Raw genomic sequence first — 20,292 nt, 5'->3', positions numbered from 1 at the left:
CCATGCCCTCCGATGCGGCTGCAGCACCTCTAGTGCTGCAGCCGGCTCTCAAATACCGCGGAGCCACGCAGAAATCGTTGCGCGCCGCCTATCTGCCTCGTGAGGTCCCGGACTACTGGTCGACCACTGCGCTGGACGCTGCGCAGATTCTCGACCACATCGCGTCAGCGTTACCGTCACAGGTCAAGAGCACCCGCTACGCGCGCCATACCGGTGCCGAAATGATCCTGCACTGGCTCAGTCAGTTCCCCGGCAACACCTGGCAGCAGCGGTGGAGAAGCAGCCCGGCTGACAGCGCACCGGCCGAGTGGTTCGAAAGTCTCAGGTCCTGGCTTGCGACCCGCGACCCCAGATCGGCAACACCGACCATTCTGAAGACCGGGGCACTCGCCTTGGTCGGCTGCGATGTGATCCGCCCGGGCCTCCCGTGGCTGTTGACCCGCAGGTCGAAGCACTTGAGATCCACTATCGGCACCTTCCGCGATCCGGAAGGCTTCGAGGCCCTTGCTGACATCGCAGGGACGGACATGTGGCACACCCGCCTGGGAATGCAGTCCCGCAACCAGATCGCGATCATGACTGTTGCCAAAGGGGGGACCATCCGCGAGATCACCGTCGGAGATTGCCTTGAACTCAAGGAAGTAGAGACCCAGATCTACAGCAAGGGCGGCTCGGGGCGGTCGCTGTTCTACACGTGGTTGAGAGAACTGGGGAACTTTCCCTCCGACGCGCCAAGCACCTTGAGGAGCCTTGCCAACCGCGTGGGCCAGGTCAGCGTCGAAGCACTCATCGACCGCTACCAACTCCGGTGTCGGCCTATCCGTGACCTCCTCGTCGACTACGTCTCCGAACGTCAACCCGCCCTCGACTACAACTCGTTGGAAGGGCTCGCGCGGGCCTTGGCCATACACTTCTGGGGCGATCTGGAAAGACACCACCCGGGGATCGACTCCCTTCACTTGTCGCCAGAGGTCGCCTCCGCCTGGAAAACCCGCATCCGCAGCAAGACGATCCGGCAACGGCAGCCAGACGGCACGATCATCGACGTCACTCTCCCTCGCATGAACGCCTTCGCTACCTTGACCACCGTCAAAGCCTTCTACCTCGACCTCGCGTTCTGGGCCGCGGAGGAACCAGGCCGCTGGGGGCCATGGGTCGCGCCCTGCCCGATCAAGGAATCGGAGATCGCCTACAAGAAACACGAGAACCGACGGAAAGCCCGAGCCGACCAGCGCACACGCGAACGACTGCCAGTCCTTCCCACGCTCGTCAGAGCCGCCGACGAGCGACTCAAACAGGCTCAAGCCCGGCTGCAGGCGCTGCGAACCACAGCATCCGGCTCAACATTCACCGTCTGCGGCGAGACCTACACCAAGGCCAGATCCCGGACTCAAACGCCCACGGCGGGCGTCGCGTTCAACTCCCGAGGCCGCCGCGTCGCGCTCGACCTGGACGAGAACCGAGCCTTCTGGGCGTGGGCATCGATCGAGTTCCTGCGACTGACCGGAGCCCGGATCGAGGAAATGCTCGAAGTCAGCCACCACAGCCTCATCCAATACAGGCTGCCGTCCACAGGGGAAATCATCCCGCTGCTTCAGATCGCCCCGTCCAAGACGGACGAGGAACGTTTGATGCTCGTCTCGCCCGAACTCGCCGACGTACTCAGCGCGATCATCTGCCGGGTCCGGGAGGCTTCCAACGTCATCCCCTGCATCCCATGCTGGGACGAAGGAGAGAGGCTCTGGAACCCACCGATGCCCCTCCTCTTCCAATGGCACAGGAGCGGGCAAAACAGGCACGTCCCGGCTACTGCGATCCGCAAGACACTCAACGAAACCCTGGAAGCCTCCGGGCTGACTGACAGCTCAGGAAAGCCCCTGCGATATCAACCGCACGACTTCCGCCGCATCTTCATCACAGATGCGATCCTGAACGGGCTGCCGCCGCACATCGCTCAAGTCATCGCCGGGCATAAACAGTTGTCCACGACCATGGGCTACAAGGCGACCTACCCTAACGAGGCGATCGAGGCCCACCGAGCGTTTATTGCACGTCGTCGAGCCCTGCGCCCGAGCGAGGAGTACCGCAGGCCAACCGAAAAAGAATGGGAAGCCTTCCTCGGACACTTCGAACGACGGAAGCTTTCCGTCGGCACCTGCGGACGCGCCTACGGCACAGAATGCATCCACGAACACGCCTGCTTATCCGAACTAGCCGTCTGACGGCCGGGTAAGTAGGACCGCAGTCGGGTTGCTGAAAGTAGTGGGCAGACAGATTGGCGCCTGGGAACATCCGGGCGTGTCACGCCGCCGGGTCCTGCTGGGGCTCCCATGAACGGGGCATCCGGGAGCAAGGAACAATGCACGGCATGGATGATGCGTTCACACTCCTTCGGCAGGCCGTCGATCTGCTGCCCGAGGACGCGATGGCAGAGAACGGCCAGACGGTCGGGGATGTTCGCGAGGACATCAGGCGCCAAGAGTGGGAGATGGTGCTCGGCCTTCTCGAAGAGTTCGGGGATGTCCACCCCGTCTCCGTGGACTTCTGGGAGCTTCTCGCCGAAGCCGCTCGGCAGATGATGCTCGACCGCAGCCACCGTTGGTGTCAGTGGCGGGGCTGGGAAGTCCAGCACGGCACTCTCCGGGTGACGCTGAGTCTGATGGACCCGAAGGAGGGCGGACGCCGAACCGCCTTTTCCGGGGACGGTCGGCTCAGGCCCATGTGGGACATCGGCAATCGCACCACCGACGGGAAACCAGCACTCAGCATCGCAAGGCTATGGGTGGAGTTCGAGCCACAGCTCGGCCCTGGAGAGACCGCAGACGTTCGCCTGGCCCCCCTTCAGCCCGAGCAATGGCGGCATCTGAAGCCCGGTGACGTGATCCTCATGTACGAAGCGCAACCGGTCGCCGGCATCGCCGAGATCATCGAGGTCCTGCCGCCTCGCATCTGAGGCCACTGGGCCAGTCAGGTGCGAGATGCCGGCGGGGACGGCCGTCAGCCGCGGTCAGAGCTCAGGGGTGACTCGGCCGGCGCTCGCGCGGAAGTCGGGCATGCCGAGGTGGACTGTGGACGGCTCGGCTGCACGTACGCGCATCGCCTCCAGCTTCTGCGCGGCGGCAGCCATGGTGGTCTCAATGGCGGCCACCTCGCCGAGCCAGCCTTGCTCCCTGGCCTCCTCGAGACGGTCGACGAGGTTGGCGTGGATCTCCTGCAGGCGTGGCAACTGGGCTGGATCCACGAGCAATAGGGGGCACCGGACGCAAGCGTTTTCATGTTGGCACGGCGTCGAGTAGTCGCGACCGCAGGTCCCCAGGGCAACCTTGCGGAGTTCGAAGTGGGAGAGGAATTCGTCCCACTCGGTGGTAGTGAGCTCGCGGTACTCCTCGCTGGGCCGCTCGGTTCGGCGGCGGGCGATGAAGGCCCGATGATGAGAGATCACGTCCTCCGGGTAGATCGCGGCATAGCCCATGGTGGTGTCCAGAGCAGCGTGTCCGCAGATCTTCGCGGCGATGTGCGGGGGCAGCCCGGAGCGGATGGCGTCAGTCACGAAGATCCTTCTGAAGTCGTGGGGACGCCATTCGAGCGGGTCGCCTGCCGCGGTGATCTGGGCGGACTGTGAGGTCGCGACCAGGCACTCGCGGATGTAGCTGCGGGTCAGCGGGCGGTCCTCGGTGCCGTACCGGCGTTGGAACAGGAACGGCATGGGCGGGCTCCAGGTCTGCTCGAACACGTCGTAGGCCGACACCAGCGGCAGGGCGGCGTTCCCGGCCCGGACCCGGAAGATCACCGCGGTCAGCACCTCCGCCAGCTCCGGGGAGACCAGCAGCAGCCGCTCCGAATCGGTCTTGGACGGGGCGACCTGCAGCATCGGCACCACCTCGCCGGTGGTGGGCAGGGCGTAGGCGATGAAGCTGTGGTGGGTGAGCTCCAGCATCTCCTCGATCCGGATTCCGGTGTGCCGCAGCACCTCCACCGTCGCCCAGGACCAGAACGCCGCCTCCTCCTCGTGGGTCAGGTTCCGCCGCCTGCCGGCGGCCACCTCGGTGACGTAGACGCGGCGGGCCTGCCCGGACCCGCAGCGCTCGAACTCCTCCCCGGCAACGAGGAACCGTCCACCGACCGACGTCGCACGAGCTGCGGTGATACGGGCCATGGTGTCCTTGCGGTGCCGGTCGACGGCGCGGAGCAGGGCGGGCAGCAGCGGCAGCTGGGTCCGGGTCCGCTGGTCCATCCGGGACTTCACCCCGGACCGGGACTTCTTCGTCGCGCACTCGTTGGCCTTGATCGGACACGGCGCCACCCAGGGCGCCCACCGCGCCGGGTCGTCGGCGGCCCAGCGGGCGATGTCCTGGTAGAACGCCCGGACGAACACCAGCTCGCTGCGGAAGTTCACCCGCGGCCGCACCGGGTGGCCCTGGGCGTCACGGATGTAGGCCAGGCGTTCCTTCCACGCCTGCGCGACCTCCGCTGTCAGTCGTAGCGAGTCGATGCCGGGATGGTGGATCTCCAGGTCGCGCCAGAACAACCGGCACAGGTTGCGGGCGATCGAACGCAGCGAGACGTGGTCGAGCTCGGAAGACCGCTCGGTGAAGTACTCGACCAGCAGGTCACGGACGGCCCGGCACTCGATGGCGTACGCGTCGACGATCTGCTCGACGCTGCGGCGGCCTTCGATGCGAAGCGCCCGCAGCCGCAGCGGTGCGCTGGCCGGGAGCACGCCGGTCTCCTTGAGCAGGGCATAGAACAGTGGCCGGCCCGCGCTGCCCCGGAAGTGGTGTTCCTCAAGTGCGGCGGTCAGCTCGATGCAGTCGCCGACGGTGATGTCGCTGACCAACCCGCCCTTGCGGATCACGATCCAGGTGAGCTTGTTCAGGGCGTCGGACCTCGCTGTCGGGGTCGCGTGCTGAGCCAGTTGTTCGAGCCGCTGGAAGGCATCGGGGTCACTGGCGGCCCGAGTCTCGGTGAGCATCACCGTCACCCGCTGCCGCAGCAGCCACGGGTAGCTGGGTCGGATCGCCTGCCCGGCGACCAGAAGCACCAGTCCCGTGGCCAGTTCATCGCGCCAGTGGCTTTTGGGTGTGCCGCGTCCCTGCAGGGGCAGATCGGTCCAGTCGAAGCCGGCGTCGTCCGCCCCGCTGGCCATCCAGCGATCCTGCCAGGTCTCTCCGGGCTGGCCTTCGAGCCAGTCCAGCAGCTTGCCCAGGCCCCGTCGCCGGGTCTTGTCGCGGGTCAGGCCCGCAGCGGGGTCGGTGAACATTCCCAGCAGCCGCTCGACCAGGCTCTCCCGGCTCTGACGGGTCTGCCACCAGCTCGCCTCGCCGACTCGCGGTTGCCACTCGAGTGCTTGGTCCACCGCAGGTTGCTCGACGGGCCTGGCGATGTCGACGTTCGCGGACGAGTTCACCGGCTCTCCCCGTTGGCGGTCGAGGTGCCGAAAAGCGCTGCCAGCACTTCAGGGCGGTATCCCGGCGCTGGCGGTGCTGGGGGTTTTCCGTGCTCGGTGCGCTGTCGTTCATGGTGGGCCAGGACGTGGGCGACGACCTCGTCGGGCGTGGGAGCGATGTAAGTTTCCGTGGTGGTGATGTGGGCATGTCCCATGACCCACTGCACGTCGGCGAGGGTCAGGTTCGGATCGCGGACCATCCTCTTGGCCGCGCTGTGTCGCAGGTCGTGCAGGGTCCAGTTCGCGCCGAGCAGCTGGTTGGCACGAGTGAAGACCATCCGGGCTGCGTCGTACTCCAGCGGGCGGAAGGGCCGTCGCAGCGTCCACCACAGCGGCTCCGACGGGTGCTTGGGGACCATGCCGCACAGTTCTTGCTGGTAGAGCCGCAGCCAAACGAATGCGTCGGCGGAGGCGGGAAGGTGCTGCAGGACCTGGCTGCCCTTGCGGACCACGCCGATTGTCTGGTCCCCGGGTGAGACCAGGCCCTGCGGGACACCCAGCAGCTCGGAGGCGCGGGCGCCAGTGGAGATGTAGAACGCGATCAGAGCCCTGTCCCGGTTGTACTTCAACCTAGCGAACAGGTCGTTGAATGCCTGGTCAGGAATGATCCGCGGGGTCGGCTTGGGCTCCTTGGGCTGATAGGTGCCCCGGCGCGAGGGCCGCCGGAACGGCTGCATCGGGTTGTGATGCGCATTCGGACTCCCCTCGTCGGCAGCCCCGCCCTGCGGGAACGGGTTGATCAGCGGCCGGCCGTGGGTCTCGCGGTGGTACTCGTAGAACGAGCGGATCACCGCGCGAGCGTGCCGCCTGGTCCGAGCGGCATAGTTCTCGCCGGGTGCGGCCTTCCCCGTGACCGGGTTCACCGAGCCCGGGGCGGGCGCTTCGGGACGGCGCCGCCGCGGTGGCTTCTTCGTCGTCTTCAGCCACAGCGCGAAGTCGCGAGCCTCGACCCGGCTCGCCAGATCCCAGGGAACGTCCACGGCGCGTAAGAACCGGACCCACGCCAACAACTCGTAGGCGTAGGACCGCAGCGACGTCGGACTCGCATCGTCGGCGAGCATGTGGTGCAGGAACTCACTGACCGCCGTCACCTCGATGCCATCGACATCTACGAGCCGAAACGGCCGCAGCGGGTCATCGCTCTTCTCCACGCGGCCGACCCTCGCCACCTTCAACGCCGCCACGTCCCGGACCGTCGCGCTCTGCTCTGGCACCCATACCTCCACGGGCCGACGTACTCGACGACACGCGATGAAACCAGATCCACCACCACACGCGCAGTCACCACAACCCGCCAGCAGGAGCCACAAATCCCTTGTCGTCACTATGAGTTGACCTCGAAGGGAGCCCAAGCTAGTTCGGTCAACGGGACGTCCGATGTTCCATGCTTCGACCCGAGCCCGCCCAACGTCCACGCCTCGTTGAGATCCGTGACAACCTGATCGCCCGGATTCTGGAAGCCGAACGAGAAGGGTGGCCCGGAGAAATCGAAGGCTTACAGGTCAGCCTCTCCGGTTCCGAGGACAAGCTGGCTCAACTTGATGCTGCCGTTGATCGCAAGCAACAGGCTGTCCACCTGGGCATGCCGACCTTCCCGGACCTCGCCATCCGCACCTCATCCAGTTCTGTCGTCCGGGCATAGCGCCGGCACGGACTCGTACGCTGCGGCTCCTTGTCTCTGAATGGTGACTGTGGAGGTTTGAGCGGGAGTCGTTTCTCATCGGCCCTTGATGTGAAGTTCCGCGATCCGGGCCTTGCCCGATCTCGCTTAGGTGCGGGCCGTTGGCGGGAGAGCTCGACAGTAGCGAGAACGCTTGCTGTGTGATGTCTATCGGGAGGTGGGGTGGTAGGTGAGGCGTTTGACTTCGCGGAGGATCGGGGCGGTCTCGATGGATTCCACTCCGGGCAGGGCGCCGATGCGGTGGTCGAGGTACTGGTAGAGCTCCTGGGTGTTGTGGAACATGCCGGTGGCGACCATGTGGGAGGCGCCGGTGGTGGCGGCCACGAAGGGGATCTCCGGGTGGTCGGCGAGGGCGGTGCCGACCGTTCCGAGCTGGCCGGGGGCGATGCGCAGCCAGAACCGGACCAGGACGTGGAAGCCGAGGTATTCGGGGGCGTAGTCGACGGCCAGGTGCAGGGCCCGGGTCGCTCTCAGGCGTTCCAGACGCCGGGTGATGCCGGCCGGTGAGCGGCCGGTGGCGTGGGCGAGTTCGGTGAGCGGGGTGCGGCCGTCCTTGGCGAGTTCGGCCATGAGCTGCAGGTTCACGGCGTCGGGGGCGGGATCGGCGGCGGCTGCCTCGTCGCGGGTCTCCTGCGGGGTGTCGGGTCCGGGCAGGGGTGCGTACCAGATGTCGGAGGTGCCGGCGAAGGTCTGCAGGATCAGGTGGGCCTGGACGGACACGACGCGGGGGGTGTGGGGGAGTTTGTCCAGGAGGAGGGCGTCGCGTTCGCGGGTGCTGTAGGTGTCGACGGCGCAGTGGAGTTCGGTGCCGCCGGAGGCGATGACGACCCAGCTGGTGTCGTCGCGGCGGGCGAGGGCGTCGGCGATCTTGGTGGCGGCGTCGGGGGCGCAGTGCACGCGCAGCATCCACCGGGTCGGTCCGCTGTGCTGGGTTCCTGGGACGCCGATGACGCGCAGGCCCATGTGGTGCAGGCGGCGGTAGCGGCGGGCGACGGTGTGCTCGGAGACACCGATCGCTTCGGCGATGCGGGCGAAGGGTGCGCGGGCGTCCCGCAGGAGTTCCTGCACCAGGCGCTGATCGGTCTCGTCGGGGATGGCGCCGGAAACCATCGGTTCGTCCTGCCTGTGTGACGGATTTCTTCGGATTTCAGCGTACGGCTTCAGGATCTCTCCTTCCTGTTGTGACCGTGGAGCACGCCCCCACCTGCACTGTTCTCCGATGCGACAGGAAAACCGCCATGCCTACCCCCACGCCCGCGCCGGCAGATCCCAGACGCTGGAAGGCGCTGTTCTTCATCTGTCTCGCCCAGCTGATGGTCGTCCTGGACGTGACCGTCATGAACATCGCGCTGCCCTCCGTCCAGTCCGATCTCGGCTTCTCCGACGGCTCCCGCCAGTGGGTGATCACCGCCTACTCCCTCACCTTCGGCGGGCTGCTCCTCCTCGGAGGGCGCCTCGCGGACCTGTGGGGGCACAAGCGGACCCTGCTGACGGGCATCATCGGCTTCGCCGCCGCCTCCGCGCTCGGCGGCGCAGCCCTGAACACCGGCATGCTGATCGGCGCTCGCGCCCTGCAGGGCATCTTCGGCGCGATGCTCGTGCCCGCCGTGCTCTCCCTGATGTCGGTGATGTTCACCGACACCAAGGAGCGCGCCAAGGCATTCGGAGTCTTCGGCGCCCTGTCCGGCGGCGGCGCGGCCATCGGCCTCATGCTCGGCGGCATCCTCACCCAGGCCCTGAACTGGCGCTGGACCCTGCTGATCAACATCTTCTTCGGCATCGCCGCCGCCCTCGGCGCCCTACGTACCCTGCCCGCCCCGGCCGCCGACCGACCTCGGCCCCGCCTCGATGTGCCCGGCGTCCTGCTCGCTTCCCTCGGGGTGACCGGTTTCGTCTACGGCCTGTCCCACGCCTCCGAGGACGGCTGGACCTCTGCTGCCACCCTGGGCCCCATCGGTGCCGGACTGATTCTGCTGGCCGCCTTCGCCGGATGGCAGACTCGGGCGAAGTCCCCGCTGCTGCCCCTGCGCGTCCTGGCCGACCGTAACCGCGGGGGCGCCTACCTCGCGGTGGGCCTGGCCGTCATCGGCAATTTCGGCATGTACCTCTTCCTGACCTACTACCTGCAGACCGTCCTTCGACTCAGTCCCGTGCAGACCGGAGCGGGCTTCCTGCCGATCGCCGCCGCCTCGGTGTTCGCCTCCACCCAGATCGGCCCCCGCCTCGCCCCCCGCCTGCCCGCCCGCGCACTGATGGGCCCCGGCTTCCTCATCGCCGCCGCAGGGCTGCTGATCCTCACCCAGATCACCCCGCACAGCTCGTACTGGGCGATCGTGCTGCCCGGCATGCTCGTCACCGGCCTGGGCCTGGGCACCGCGCTGATGCCCGCCTTCAGCCTGGGCACCCTCGGCGCCCGCCCCGAGGACGCAGGCATCGCCTCCGCCATGGTCAACACCTCCCAGCAGGTCGGCGGCGCGATCGGCACCGCCCTCCTCAACACCCTCGCCGCCACCTCCACCGCCACCTACCTCGGCGCCCATGCCGGGCAGAAGACCGACGCCCTCGTCCACGGCTACAGCACCGCCCTGTGGTGGGCCGCCGGCATCCTCACCCTCGCCGCGCTCGCCGCCACCCTCCTCATCACCCACGATCCCCGGCCCCGCCCGGGCACCGCACAGCCGCACACCCCGGACAAGACCCCCGCCACCCACCGCTGACGTCACCCGCCCACGCACCACACACAAGGAGAGAGACATGACCGTCTTCGACACCGAGATCGACGCCCTCACCGGCGGCCCCGCCCACCTCGACCAGTACCAAGGCAAGGCCGTCCTCATCGTCAACGTTGCCTCCCAGTGCGGCCTCACCCCCCAGTACGCCGCCCTGGAAAAGCTCCAGCAGACCTACGTGGACCGCGGCTTCACCGTCCTGGGCGTGCCCTGCAACCAGTTCATGGGCCAGGAACCCGGCACCCCCGAGGAAATCGCCACGTTCTGCTCCGCCACGTACGGCACCACCTTCCCCATGACGCAGAAGACCGACGTTCACGGCCCGACCCGCCACCCCCTCTACGACAAGCTGATCGACACCCCCGACGCCGAGGGATACACCGGCGACGTGCGCTGGAACTTCGAGAAATTCCTCATCGCCCCCAACGGCACCGTCACCGCGCGCTTCGCGCCACAGACCGAACCCGACACCGACCAGGTCACCACCGCAATCGAGGCGGTCCTACCCGCCTAACGGTCGTGTACCACTCACGCATGTTGGCCCAGGGTTCGTCTGCGCCCTGGGCCAATCCCCCTTCATCAGGACCTCGAATGACGATGCCTCAACTACGCGTCTAAGAGTCCTAGTTCAGAGAAGGCGCGGCAGCCCGGCATCAGCCGGTGGATGACTGGTAAAGACGCAGTATTCCAACCCTGTGCTATTCCATTCCTCCAGCGGACGTTAGCGGCTCTAACTTCTCGGGAGGTGCCCCGGGGCCACGGCATGCCCGAAGAGCCCTGACACCACTCCCCGCTCACGCCCAGCCCGGAAGCTGAGCCCCCTAGGGCAGCCTGGCCAGCAGATGAGCGTCGGGGCAGGGCTCGCTCGGAGACTGGTTCGTGGAGGAGCCGGCCCGACGTGACGAGCCCGGCTGTGGCCGGCAACTCGGCCGCCGGGGGCGCCGATTACGTGTTGCGCTTGTTGCCGTTGTCGTCGCAGGGCAGGTCGGCGGGTTGGTGGTTGGCGAGGAAGTCGCGGGTGGCTTGGCGTTCGACTTCGGTGATGGCGGTGGGGTGGACGTTGATGACGCCGTCGAAAGGCCGGTCGACGTCGCGGATGATGCACAGCGCTGTGGTCAGGAGCGCGGTGATCACGGTGAGCGCGATGATCTGGCCGCGGTTGTTTCTGCGGGGCAGGCAGATGCCCAGTGCCACGACGGTGATGGTGAGAGTGGCCAGCAGGAACCAGAAGATGGCGGAGGGGATGCTGGCGGTGGCCTGGGTGAGGCGTTCCTCGCGCTCGTCGGAGCGTTTACTGTCGGCGCTGATCAGCATGCCGAAGACGGGCTTGCCTTCCAGGTCGCGGAAGGAGCGGCGGACGTCGGTGGACCAGACGCTGGGCGCGGCCGACCCGTGGCCGTTGGCCATGGCGTGCCACTCCTGGGTGCGTACGGCACGTGCGTAGCAGACGGTGTCCGCCTGGACCCGTTCCCGCTCGGCCGGCGGGGTGTATTCGGCGATCTCGGTGAGCTGGTCCAGCGCGCGGGCCTCACCGCGTGCGGCGACCTCAGCCTTGCCGTAGGAACCGGAGGCGGTGACCAGCACGAAAGCCAGCAGAAGGACCGTCAGTGTCAGCAGCGGGCCGACCAGGTCCTTGACGGCCATACCCGCGTCGTCGTCATCGCCCGCCAGCAGCCGGGGCCGCAGGAACCGGTTCGCCGCCAGCCCCGCACACAGAGCCAGTACAGCGACAACGATGACCAGGACCACGGCAACCTCCTGCGCAGACGACATCCCCCGCCACCGGGGAATCCGACGTGATCATGACCAGCTTCGCACCGCCCGAAAGCCTCAATCCGTCTCCTCGACCTCGAACGAGGGAAACCCTTGCGCCACAAAGCCTCCCCGCACGTCGGCCAGCGTCGGTGAGAGATCGTGACGCGTCGGCAGCCCAGGATCCGAATGCGTGGCAGACATCCACAACAACGTCATCGCCTCGGGCCACATGCGCACATCGGCGGTGACCTGCCTGCATGGGCTGAGGCCGCCGTGACTCCGCTTGGGAATCGTCGTTGACGGATCATGAAGAAGATCACCGCGCTTGCCGGCCTCGCTCTCGGCAGCCTCGCTCTGACCGCCCCCGCCCAGGCCGCCGACGACGGCCCCGGCGCCGCGAACAACTGGGACTTCACCTCATCGGCCGTGTGTCATCAGGAATTGGCCGTCGTACCGGTCCTGGGCGATTGGGTGGGTGACGGCGCCGACAACTGCACCACCGGCAACGTCATCGACCACGCACGAGGAACCTTGCCGCTGGGTGACTGACCGCCCGGTTCCTGTGCCCCGCACCTGACCAGGTTCTGAATACGTGACGGGTACCAGCTGTCTGCGGCGACACGACAGTCGCGGACCTGCCGTTGACCCCGTACCCGCAGACAGGATTCACCAGAAAGCCGTTCGGCCGTGTGGGAGACTCGCCGTCCAGTACGCGAGTCTCGTTGCGACGGACGTATGGCCCCCGCAGCCCGGGTGGCTGCGGGGGCCGGTGGCCGGTGTCAGGTCAGATGGTGACGGTGGCCCTGGACTTGGTGAGTTCGATGCGGGTCCAGTAGTCGCTGTCGGTGCGGTCGTTGAAGAGGTGTTCGTCCCACCAGTAGCCGCCCAGCTTGACGCTGTTGCTGGAGCTGAGGGTGACCTCGTAGGTGCCCGGTTCCAGGTCGGGGACCAGGACGTCGATGTGGAACCGGCCGGACGAGTCGAACCTGCCGCCGGAGAAGTCGGCCGAGCGCTGGAAGTTCTTCTCTCCGGGCTTCTTCACCCACAGCGTTCCCCCGTCGATCCGTGCCGGGGTCGTGCCGCCGCTCTCGCGGTAGTACCAAAAGCCCCAGTAGTACTCGGCTGTCGCGTCCAGCGTCGCGATCAGTGCCTTCTTGCCGTTCTTCAGGGTGGCGGGGGTGGCGGACACGCGGTGGTCGACGCGGGACCAGGCCCCGGTCCCGTAGTCAGAGACGCGGTCGCCGGTCACCGTGCTGCCGCGGCTCTTGACGTCCGCGAGGCTGGGCGGAACCGGAGGAGTCGGCGGAACGGGCGGCACGTACCGGTCGACACCGCGGTGGACCAGGAGGAGCGCTTCACGTTCCTGTCCGGCCGGTCCCTCCTTGAACACCAGCAGGGCCGGGGTGTTGTTGGAATCGTGGCCCTTGAGGATGGCGTTGATCCGTTCGTCATCCCAGACGCGCCGTCGAACACGTGCAAAAGCTCTCCCGGGAATCCCATGGTCGGTGGCGCGTTGGTGCTGTTGGCCGAGACCCAGTCGACGGCGAGTCCCCGGTCGATGGTGGTGCTGATGCCCAGTTCTTCGCTGATTTCGCGCGCGGCGGCCTGTGCCGGTGACTCGCCCTTGTCGACGGCGCCGCCCGGGAGCAGGCAGGTGCTGAGGTAGTCGACGTGCTGGACGAGGACCTGACCGGCCAGGTTCGTGATGAGTACAGAGGTGCCGACCCACAACGCGCCCGACGCCCGCAGTGCGCCGTATGCGTCGTCGCTCATGCGGCTTCCGGACATGTCGCCGGGAACAGAGGTTGCTGTCATAGCTCTCCGATCAGAAGACGAGGCCGGTCGCACGGCCCGAGACAGGGAGGGTGGTGGCGGTCAGGCGGTGAGCCGGTCGTAGATCTCCGGAGCGGGGCCGGCCGCGTAGCGGGTGAAGTACTCGGTCGCGAGGATGCGCCGCCGAATCTCTGCGGGCTGACGGTCGAGGATGCCGGGCAGCGATCGTGCTCGGGCGACCTCTCCGCGATGCGCGACGATGGCCGCCCACTTCGCTTCCACCCAGCGCTCGACGTCAACCGTCGTGGTCACGTACGCATCCGGCACGGCGAGCACGGCCTTGCCGACCGCTTCCAGGAGCGGTCCGAGGTCCCGGACACCGGACTCGGGGTGCGTGGCGCAGTACACGGCGCGCGGTTGCCAGGGCTCACCGGCCTGCGGGTGGAGATGAGCGTGCCCCGCGCCCTGGACGGCCAGAAGGACGGCCTGATGGGTGCGACGGTGATCCGGGTGACCAGTCAGCTGGCCCAGGGCGTCGTGGGTGACCACGATGTCGGGGCGGAAAGTGCGCATCTGCTGGACCACGTCGGCGATCACCTGGTCGAGTGGTGCGTCGACGAGCCGTGCGCGGCTGGGCGCGGACCGTTCGTCGCGGGCGTCGCCATATCCGAGCATGCGCGGGGCTCCCGCGCCGAGCGCCTGCAAGGCGTCGGCGAGTTCGGCCGCACGCGGTGTATCGGGCGCCCAGGTCATGGTGACGACGGTGGTGCGCGCCTGCGCGGCGGCGTGTTGGGCGAGGATGCCGCCGGCGAGGAGGCTCTCGTCGTCGGGATGAGCGAACACGCCCATCAAGGACGGGGTTAGGGACGCATTCTCTGGCATCACTTCGACGTCAGCCCCTTCGTTTTCTGCTGGTCGACAGGATGGGTGCGCAGTGCGAGACCTCCAGATGCCTCATGCCGTGCCGCACGCAGATGTGGCTCAGGACGGGGGGGTACGTCGGTCGGGGAGAGCATGAGTTCACAGGAGAGCGTCACGCAGGGTCTCCTCCATGACGGGCAGTCGGTTCAGCAGCCTCAGAGCGGCCTCGTGCCGGACTCGCCCGTAGGCCTCCATCGCGGGATCGACGATGTGCGGGCGTTCGATGGGGACCGACAGCGGGAAAGCGGAGCAGAGCATGGCCGTGCAGCCGACACGAAGCGAGGACAAGAGGTCGGTGGTGAACGCCTTCGGGTTGGCGTCCCGGTAGGCCAGGGTGAGATCGGTGTATCCGGTGATCCAGCTCTCCGCGCTGTTGTCCAGCACACTCTTGGGGTCGCAGCCCAGACGTGCGATCTCCCAGGCGAGGTAGCCGGTAGCGGGCGGCCGGAAGTCCACGAACGCCGCGACGTCGTCGTGCTGGAACAGGACGTTGGGACCGGCCGTGTCGCCGTGCACGACCTGGACGGTCAGCGGTGGGAGTGAAGCGAGCGTGCGCTGGACATCTCCGAGGATGGCAAGGCGATCACGAGCCGCCTGCAGCGCCCACGTCTCGAACTCCCCAAGTGTGGGCTTGCCCTGGTAGGCGCGAATCAGGCGTTCGAAGCGGTCTCGTGATGCGGCGACGTCGCATACCGCGGCTCCGGGTTGCAGGGTGGGCGCGGCGACGGGGTGAGAGGCGAGCCGGCTGTGGAGGCGGCCCATCGCTTCGCCGGCGGCGGCCCACCGTGCTCCCTTCAGGCCGCCCTCGGCTGTTGCGGTGTGCGGCACGTACGACCACAGGGACATCGGCAGGCGACCGCTCGTCTCGAGGAGTTCATGCTCGCGCGTGCGGGCTGCGCGGGCGGTGGCGACTCCTGCGTCGGCGGCGTATTCGGAGAGCTCGACCGCTGCCCGTTCCAGGTCCAAGTGCTCTCGGGTGCGGTAGACCTTGGCGAAGTGCCGCCTTCCCTGATGGTCCACGACGGAGTAGTTGTCCGTCGCGGTGCCTTCCGGGATTCTCGATATCTCGGCCGGGGTCAGCCCGTACGCGAGCAGCAGGGTGCTGGCGAGCGTCGTGAGCCTTTCCTCGGTATCGGTGAAGATCACGGCGTTGCCTCCGCGGGCTCGGAAGCCAGTTGAACGGTCATCCACGGCACCGCTTCATCGCGGAAGGAGAATCCGACAGGGGTCGTGCCGGTCGGGTCGTCGAGGCTGAAGGCGGTCACCATGACCATGGCGGAGTCGTAGGCGTCCGAGACGAGCTGGCTTCCACAGCGTGGGCAGAACCCGCGGTGCAGGGTCGGCCAACTCGCATACCACGTAGGCTCTCCGCCCGGCCCGACCCACCGCAGGCTCTTCCGGGGAAAGCCGACCCACAGGACTGCTGGTGCCCCGGAGATCCGGGTCTCGTGGCGGCATGCACACAGGTGCGGATCGTCCGGATCACCGGTCACCTCGTACTGGATGTGGCCGCACAGACAGCCCCCGGTCCTCACCCTGGGCTCCGAGCCAGAGGTGACGGGGGCAGGTCCCTTTTCGGTGTGGGCGGAAGCGGCGGCAGGCTGAGTGGGGCGGCCGGGGCCGGGCTGGTCGGGTGCGGTGGACATGGTCTCCTCGTCGGGTTCGCCGCAGAGCGGCATCGGTCTGTTGGCGGTCAGATGATGGGCGGGCGTCCGGCCACGGTCAGGCGCCACACGGTGCGCCAGCTCATCGGCCGGCGTTCATGGCTGTGCCGTCCCGTCCAGCCCTCGCGCATTCCGCGCAGTGTTTGTCGCAGTCCGCTGCCGCGTACGGCCCGGGCCAGGGTGATCACGGTCCAGGCGCTCAGGTAGAGGGGGAGGAGCAGGGCGGGGAGGTGGCGGTGGGCGATCCAGATCCTGTTGCGGGCGGCGAGCCGGTGGTAGAGCGCGTGGCAGGCAGGCAGGCAGGCAGGCAGGCAGGCAGGCAGGCAGGCAGGCAGGCAGGCGGGCGGGTTTGGTGAGGGGGTGGTGCATGCGGATCGAGGCCGCGTACCAGCCACTCCAGCCCGCGTCATACAGCCGCCAGGCCAGGTCGAACCCCTCGTGATACAGGAAGAGTTGATCGTCCCACCCGCCGACCTTATCGAAGGCGTCGCGCCGGATCAGGACGACGCCTTCGGTCATCGAGGCGACCTTCCCCGGCCGTCCCGGGTTCGAGGCGCGCAGCCGGGGGACCCAGCGGCGTGGCGTGGTCACATCGTCCGGGCCGGTCAGCCGGGGCTGCACCCAGCCGGCCTCTGGATGCCCCTCGGCCTCGGCGACGAGCCGGGCAAGGACGTCCGGCCGGGGGAAGCTGGCGTCGTTGTCGAGGAAGTACAGCCACTCGGCCGGATCGTCCGTCTCGTGCAGCGCGTCGGCTCCGGCGTTGCGCCCACCGGGGATGCCGGCGTTCTCGGGCAGGTGCAAGGTGAGCGCGCCGGGTGGCACGACCTCGGGCTTGCAGCCATTACCGACCACCACGACCCGCACGTCCACACCGCTCTGGGCACGAAGTGTCGCCTGCGCGGCTGCTTCCTCGGCAGGGCGATCGTTCATAGTCAGCACGACGTCGACGCGCGGTCGCGACATGTATTCCTCCAGGCCGTGAAGGCCGTATTGGGGTCAGGGCATGGGCACCGGGATGCCGGTCAGGTGCTCGGCCTGGCGGGCGATGAGCGGGGCGAGGTGAGGGTGGACGCCGCGGGAGCATGCCTGGAGGAGTTGCCCGAGGGCGATGAGCTCCCCGGTCCGGCCAGCGTCCGTGTCGAGGATGGGGCCGAATTCGCGCCGGATCCGGGCGGCGGTCGTCGGCGCGGCCAGCGCGTACGCGTGAAACAGCCCAAGGTCGTAGCCCACGGGCAGGCGGCCCCAGTTCTCCCAGTCCAACAAGATCAGGGGCGCTCCGGTGAGGTTCGCCCAGTGCAGATCGGCATGCCCGGTCGACATCTCACGGATCCGGACGGGGTCGATGCCCAGGAAGCGGCGAAAGTTCCGGTCGACCCAGTTCTGCCGTACCGATTCCCGGTTGGTGGACACCGTCGCGAGCGTTCCGAGCGCCGTCCTCAGCTCGGCCCACCACGCATGGGGCAGAGCGATGTCCTGATCGAGCGCGGGCGTGCCGCTGGTGATCGGCGGAACGGACACGTATTCGGTGAGCTCCGCCCGGTAGGCGACCTCCCGGGAGGTCCAGTCGAGAACGCCGCGAAGCCGTGGCCGCGGCACCGACCGGGGGACGTAGGTGTCAGCGGTCGCCGTCCCCTCCCACAGCCGTCCGCCCGCCTTCTCAACTGCGGCGGAGACGATGCGGAGCCAGCAGTCCCCGGCCCGTCGCCCCAGCGTGCGACCCTGCCACCCCCACACCTCCGGACCCGACGCGGACACCTTGAACTGCTGCGCGGCGGACGCGTGCGCGCGGCGCATCCGGTCGAGCTCGTCGCGCTCCGCCGGGGCAGCGAACACCGCCTCCCGCACGGCTCGTTCCACCGTCACACCCCCTTCGCCACAGCGTCGGCCACAGGACGCTCAACGGGCCCGGGCAGAACCGCGTCACGCCCCGGCCACCGGAACACGAGGCGGCTGTGGTGCTTGTCCAGGACATCGCCGGCGGGCAGGGCGTCGTCGGGCGTGCCGGCCGAGTGAACTGTCAGGACGGGATCGGCGTGCTCGTCGTTGGCCTCGGCGCGGATGTGCCGGTCCCAGGCCACAACTGTGGCAACCAACTGCTCGGCGAGTTCGGGCCCCTGCTCGCCGAAGGCGTAGGCGAACCACTCCCACTCCTTGTCTTCCCGGCGGTCACTGTCCCTGGTCTGGACGTGGATCAGGTAGGCCAGCGAGGCCTCGCCGAGGATCGCGGGGGCGTCGCGGTCCTTCTCGATGCCGGTCACCGCTTCGGCGGACTCGTGGTGGGCGGCCAGTCGGCAAAAGCCCGGCAAGGTGGTGGCCGCGAACAGCTGGAGGGAGCCGAAGTAGGAGTTCGCAGCCCTCATGGTCACGCCGATCGCGATCTGGTGCCGCCTCCCGCGCAGCGCCTCCTCCAGGCCCTGGGTGTCGGCGGTGGGGCCGTCGTCGAAGCGCACGGCCAGTGCTCCGTCGAGCAGGGGGACGACCGGGGCCGGGCGGGCCTGCTGCCCCTGGTCGCGGACGAAGCCGCAGTAGGTGAAGCGGCGGGCGTGCAGCACCTCGCCGCGCCGTTCGAACTCGATCGACCGACTGTAGCCGCCCATCTCCAGCGGCATGACCAGGCGCCCGCCCTCGGCCAGCTGATCCCGCCAAGCCGGCGGAATATCCCAGCAGTTGTAGGTGATCACGCTGCCGTCGAAGCCGCCGCGAGGCACGAGGTGGGCGGGCGCGCCGAGGGCGGCGTCGGCTTCGACGGCAGTGACGCGGCCGGTGCCGACCTCCGCGAGGAAGGCACGGGTGCGGCGGATGACCCACGGGTCGATGTCGACGCTCACCACGCGACCGTCGGCCCCGGCGGCGTGGGCGATCAGCTCCGCGTTGTAGCCACCGGACCCCGCCTCGAACGCGATCGCGCCCGGACGGAGGCGCAGGCTCTCCATCATGTCGGCCTGGAGCCAGGCCGCGGACACCGAGCTGATGGCCCTCCCGGTCTCCTCGCGCCGGGTGATGACGGCCCGGTCGCCGCCGTCGTACGCGTCCGCCAGGCTCGCTTCCGGGGCGAACCGGTGGCGGGGGACGGTCCGCAGCGCGTCGCGGACGGGATCGGACGGCGCCCAGCCACCGTCGATGACGGTCTGCGCCATCACCTCGCGCAGTCGGCCGGCCTCGGCGGGCTCTCCGGGAACGGCCGGACCATCGGCGGCGACGCGATACGAGATGGCCGACGGCGCATCCGGCAGGACGCCGGGCCATACCGAGTTGAGCGCCTGAGCCGTGGGAGCGAACACGTCGCCGATGGCGCGGAGGGTATGCAGGCGGTGCCACTCCCAGCGCAGGAACTGCTCCTCAGGTCGCCCGACCGTGCCTGTGTGCGCGCTGATCCGCACGACGGCTGTCACGCGGGTGACGTCTTCGCGTGCGTCGTGCAGAACGGCAAGGACGTGGGCGTCGTCGGCGCATGCGGACAGTCCGCTCTCCTCGCCGAGCTCTCGCACCGCGGCCGCGGCCGCCGATTCGCCGGGCTCGATCCGCCCGGCCGGCAGCTCCCATGCTGGAGTACGCCCCAGACGGCGGCCGAGCAGCACACGTCCCTGGCTGTCGGTCACCACCGCAGCCGCGCCGAACACCGCGCGTGGCTCGGGCGGGTGGGTGCGCTCGACGGCCCGGCCGGGGCGTGCCTTCTTGCTCAGCACTACGACGGCCAGCTGGTCTGCGGTGTAGCGCGCGGTCTCGACGAACGGATCCGTGAGGACAGCGAGTTGTTCCTCGTCGAGTGCGATGTGGTGCCGCTCAGCGGGCGTGTGCTCCGCGGTCGGCGTGATCACGACGATCCGACCCTGCTTGGTCAGCAGCTCGGCCAGCCGCGCCAGGGTAGCGGTGGGATTGCTGAGGAAGGCGACAGCCAGGCGCAAGGTGATCAGGTCGTAGCCGCCGCCGGACAGCGGCTCGAGGTCGTCGTTCTCCACGTCCAGGCACAGCCATTGCACCCCGGGCGTCTGCACGTGCTCGGCGCGAGCTCGCCCGAGCGCACCTTCGGCGAAGTCGACACCGTCGACGGAGTAGCCGAGGGACGTGAGGTAGACGGCCAACTCGCCCGTTCCACAGCCGATGTCGAGCGCCTCCCCGCCGTCCGCCGGTGGGGCGGCGTGCTCCGCCAGTAGACGCTTCTCCTCGTCTCCGAGCCGCCGGAATCCCTTGCCGTTGTTGTAGTGCTCGGACCATTCAGTGCGGGTAGATCCCACAGATCGCTCCTGTTTCGTGAAAGGCGGTGTCAGGGAAGTTCGACGGGGCCGTATAGGGCGGCCGGCTGCTGGCTCTGCAGGGCCCAGT

17 protein-coding genes and 1 pseudogene are annotated in these 20,292 nt (G+C 68.3%); 6 read left to right on the top strand and 12 right to left on the bottom strand.

Annotated elements, in window-relative coordinates; translation table 11 throughout:
- The first annotated feature begins 2 nt into the window (after positions 1 to 2).
- Positions 3 to 2,222, top strand: coding sequence for a tyrosine-type recombinase/integrase (locus ACFUPX_RS10365; RefSeq protein ID WP_383319439.1), 2,220 nt, complete (start codon positions 3 to 5; stop codon positions 2,220 to 2,222).
- 146 nt (positions 2,223 to 2,368) lie between these two features.
- Complete coding sequence (locus ACFUPX_RS10360; protein ID WP_383319183.1) at positions 2,369 to 2,953, top strand: hypothetical protein; 585 nt, start codon at positions 2,369 to 2,371, stop codon at positions 2,951 to 2,953.
- A 54-nt stretch (positions 2,954 to 3,007) separates the two neighbouring features.
- Here ACFUPX_RS10360 and ACFUPX_RS10355 read toward each other — a convergent pair whose 3' ends face one another.
- A complete protein-coding gene (locus tag ACFUPX_RS10355) occupies positions 3,008 to 5,407 on the bottom strand; it encodes a tyrosine-type recombinase/integrase (RefSeq protein WP_383319180.1) in 2,400 nt (799 codons plus the stop codon).
- The gene (locus ACFUPX_RS10350; protein ID WP_383319177.1) at positions 5,404 to 6,630 is read right to left on the bottom strand and encodes a tyrosine-type recombinase/integrase; all 1,227 of its coding nucleotides are present in this window, start codon (positions 6,628 to 6,630) and stop codon (positions 5,404 to 5,406) included. Before ACFUPX_RS10350 ends, ACFUPX_RS10355 begins: the two co-directional genes overlap by 4 nt.
- A gap of 200 nt (positions 6,631 to 6,830) precedes the next feature.
- On the opposite strand from ACFUPX_RS10350, the gene ACFUPX_RS10345 reads away from it, so the two are divergent.
- Positions 6,831 to 7,088 (top strand): hypothetical protein, encoded by a 258-nt coding sequence (locus ACFUPX_RS10345; protein ID WP_383319174.1) that lies wholly within the window; start codon positions 6,831 to 6,833, stop codon positions 7,086 to 7,088.
- Between the two features lie 186 nt (positions 7,089 to 7,274).
- On the opposite strand, the gene ACFUPX_RS10340 is transcribed toward ACFUPX_RS10345, so the two are convergent.
- Positions 7,275 to 8,237: an Lrp/AsnC family transcriptional regulator gene (locus ACFUPX_RS10340; protein ID WP_383319171.1), complete on the bottom strand. Its 963-nt coding sequence runs from the start codon at positions 8,235 to 8,237 to the stop codon at positions 7,275 to 7,277.
- A 128-nt stretch (positions 8,238 to 8,365) separates the two neighbouring features.
- Between ACFUPX_RS10340 and ACFUPX_RS10335 the strand changes: the two genes are divergently transcribed.
- Positions 8,366 to 9,844: an MFS transporter gene (locus ACFUPX_RS10335; protein WP_383319168.1), complete on the top strand. Its 1,479-nt coding sequence runs from the start codon at positions 8,366 to 8,368 to the stop codon at positions 9,842 to 9,844.
- 37 nt (positions 9,845 to 9,881) lie between these two features.
- Positions 9,882 to 10,370: a glutathione peroxidase gene (locus ACFUPX_RS10330; RefSeq protein ID WP_383319165.1), complete on the top strand. Its 489-nt coding sequence runs from the start codon at positions 9,882 to 9,884 to the stop codon at positions 10,368 to 10,370.
- A gap of 431 nt (positions 10,371 to 10,801) precedes the next feature.
- Here the strand turns inward: ACFUPX_RS10330 and ACFUPX_RS10325 are convergent, their stop codons facing one another.
- The gene (locus tag ACFUPX_RS10325; protein WP_383319163.1) at positions 10,802 to 11,629 is read right to left on the bottom strand and encodes a hypothetical protein; all 828 of its coding nucleotides are present in this window, start codon (positions 11,627 to 11,629) and stop codon (positions 10,802 to 10,804) included.
- 288 nt (positions 11,630 to 11,917) lie between these two features.
- On the opposite strand from ACFUPX_RS10325, the gene ACFUPX_RS10320 reads away from it, so the two are divergent.
- Positions 11,918 to 12,160: a hypothetical protein gene (locus ACFUPX_RS10320; RefSeq protein ID WP_383319160.1), complete on the top strand. Its 243-nt coding sequence runs from the start codon at positions 11,918 to 11,920 to the stop codon at positions 12,158 to 12,160.
- 235 nt (positions 12,161 to 12,395) lie between these two features.
- On the opposite strand, the gene ACFUPX_RS10315 is transcribed toward ACFUPX_RS10320, so the two are convergent.
- The 8 genes and pseudogenes from ACFUPX_RS10315 to fxlM form a co-directional block, all read right to left on the bottom strand.
- Complete coding sequence (locus tag ACFUPX_RS10315) at positions 12,396 to 13,001, bottom strand: hypothetical protein (protein WP_383319452.1); 606 nt, start codon at positions 12,999 to 13,001, stop codon at positions 12,396 to 12,398.
- A 134-nt stretch (positions 13,002 to 13,135) separates the two neighbouring features.
- Positions 13,136 to 13,384, bottom strand: a pseudogene (locus ACFUPX_RS10310) (NUDIX domain-containing protein); the annotation flags it as partial.
- A 102-nt stretch (positions 13,385 to 13,486) separates the two neighbouring features.
- Complete coding sequence (locus ACFUPX_RS10305; RefSeq protein WP_383319157.1) at positions 13,487 to 14,233, bottom strand: PIG-L deacetylase family protein; 747 nt, start codon at positions 14,231 to 14,233, stop codon at positions 13,487 to 13,489.
- 171 nt (positions 14,234 to 14,404) lie between these two features.
- Entirely contained in the window at positions 14,405 to 15,451 is a 1,047-nt protein-coding gene (locus ACFUPX_RS10300; protein WP_383319154.1) for a phosphotransferase enzyme family protein, read from the bottom strand.
- Complete coding sequence (locus ACFUPX_RS10295; RefSeq protein WP_383319151.1) at positions 15,448 to 15,951, bottom strand: GFA family protein; 504 nt, start codon at positions 15,949 to 15,951, stop codon at positions 15,448 to 15,450. Before ACFUPX_RS10295 ends, ACFUPX_RS10300 begins: the two co-directional genes overlap by 4 nt.
- A gap of 114 nt (positions 15,952 to 16,065) precedes the next feature.
- Complete coding sequence (locus ACFUPX_RS10290) at positions 16,066 to 16,932, bottom strand: glycosyltransferase family 2 protein (RefSeq protein ID WP_383319148.1); 867 nt, start codon at positions 16,930 to 16,932, stop codon at positions 16,066 to 16,068.
- Positions 16,933 to 16,965: 33 nt separating this feature from the next.
- The gene (locus ACFUPX_RS10285) at positions 16,966 to 17,832 is read right to left on the bottom strand and encodes a hypothetical protein (protein WP_383319145.1); all 867 of its coding nucleotides are present in this window, start codon (positions 17,830 to 17,832) and stop codon (positions 16,966 to 16,968) included.
- Positions 17,829 to 20,204, bottom strand: a complete 2,376-nt coding sequence (fxlM, locus tag ACFUPX_RS10280) for a methyltransferase, FxLD system (protein WP_383319142.1) — start codon at positions 20,202 to 20,204, stop codon at positions 17,829 to 17,831. The genes ACFUPX_RS10285 and fxlM overlap by 4 nt, the downstream gene beginning before the upstream one ends.
- Between the last annotated feature and the right edge of the window lie 88 nt (positions 20,205 to 20,292).

It is taken from the genome of Streptomyces sp. NPDC057302, assembly GCF_042667685.1.
Lineage (GTDB): Bacteria > Actinomycetota > Actinomycetes > Streptomycetales > Streptomycetaceae > Streptomyces.
This window is presented reverse-complemented; position numbering and strand designations above follow the sequence as displayed.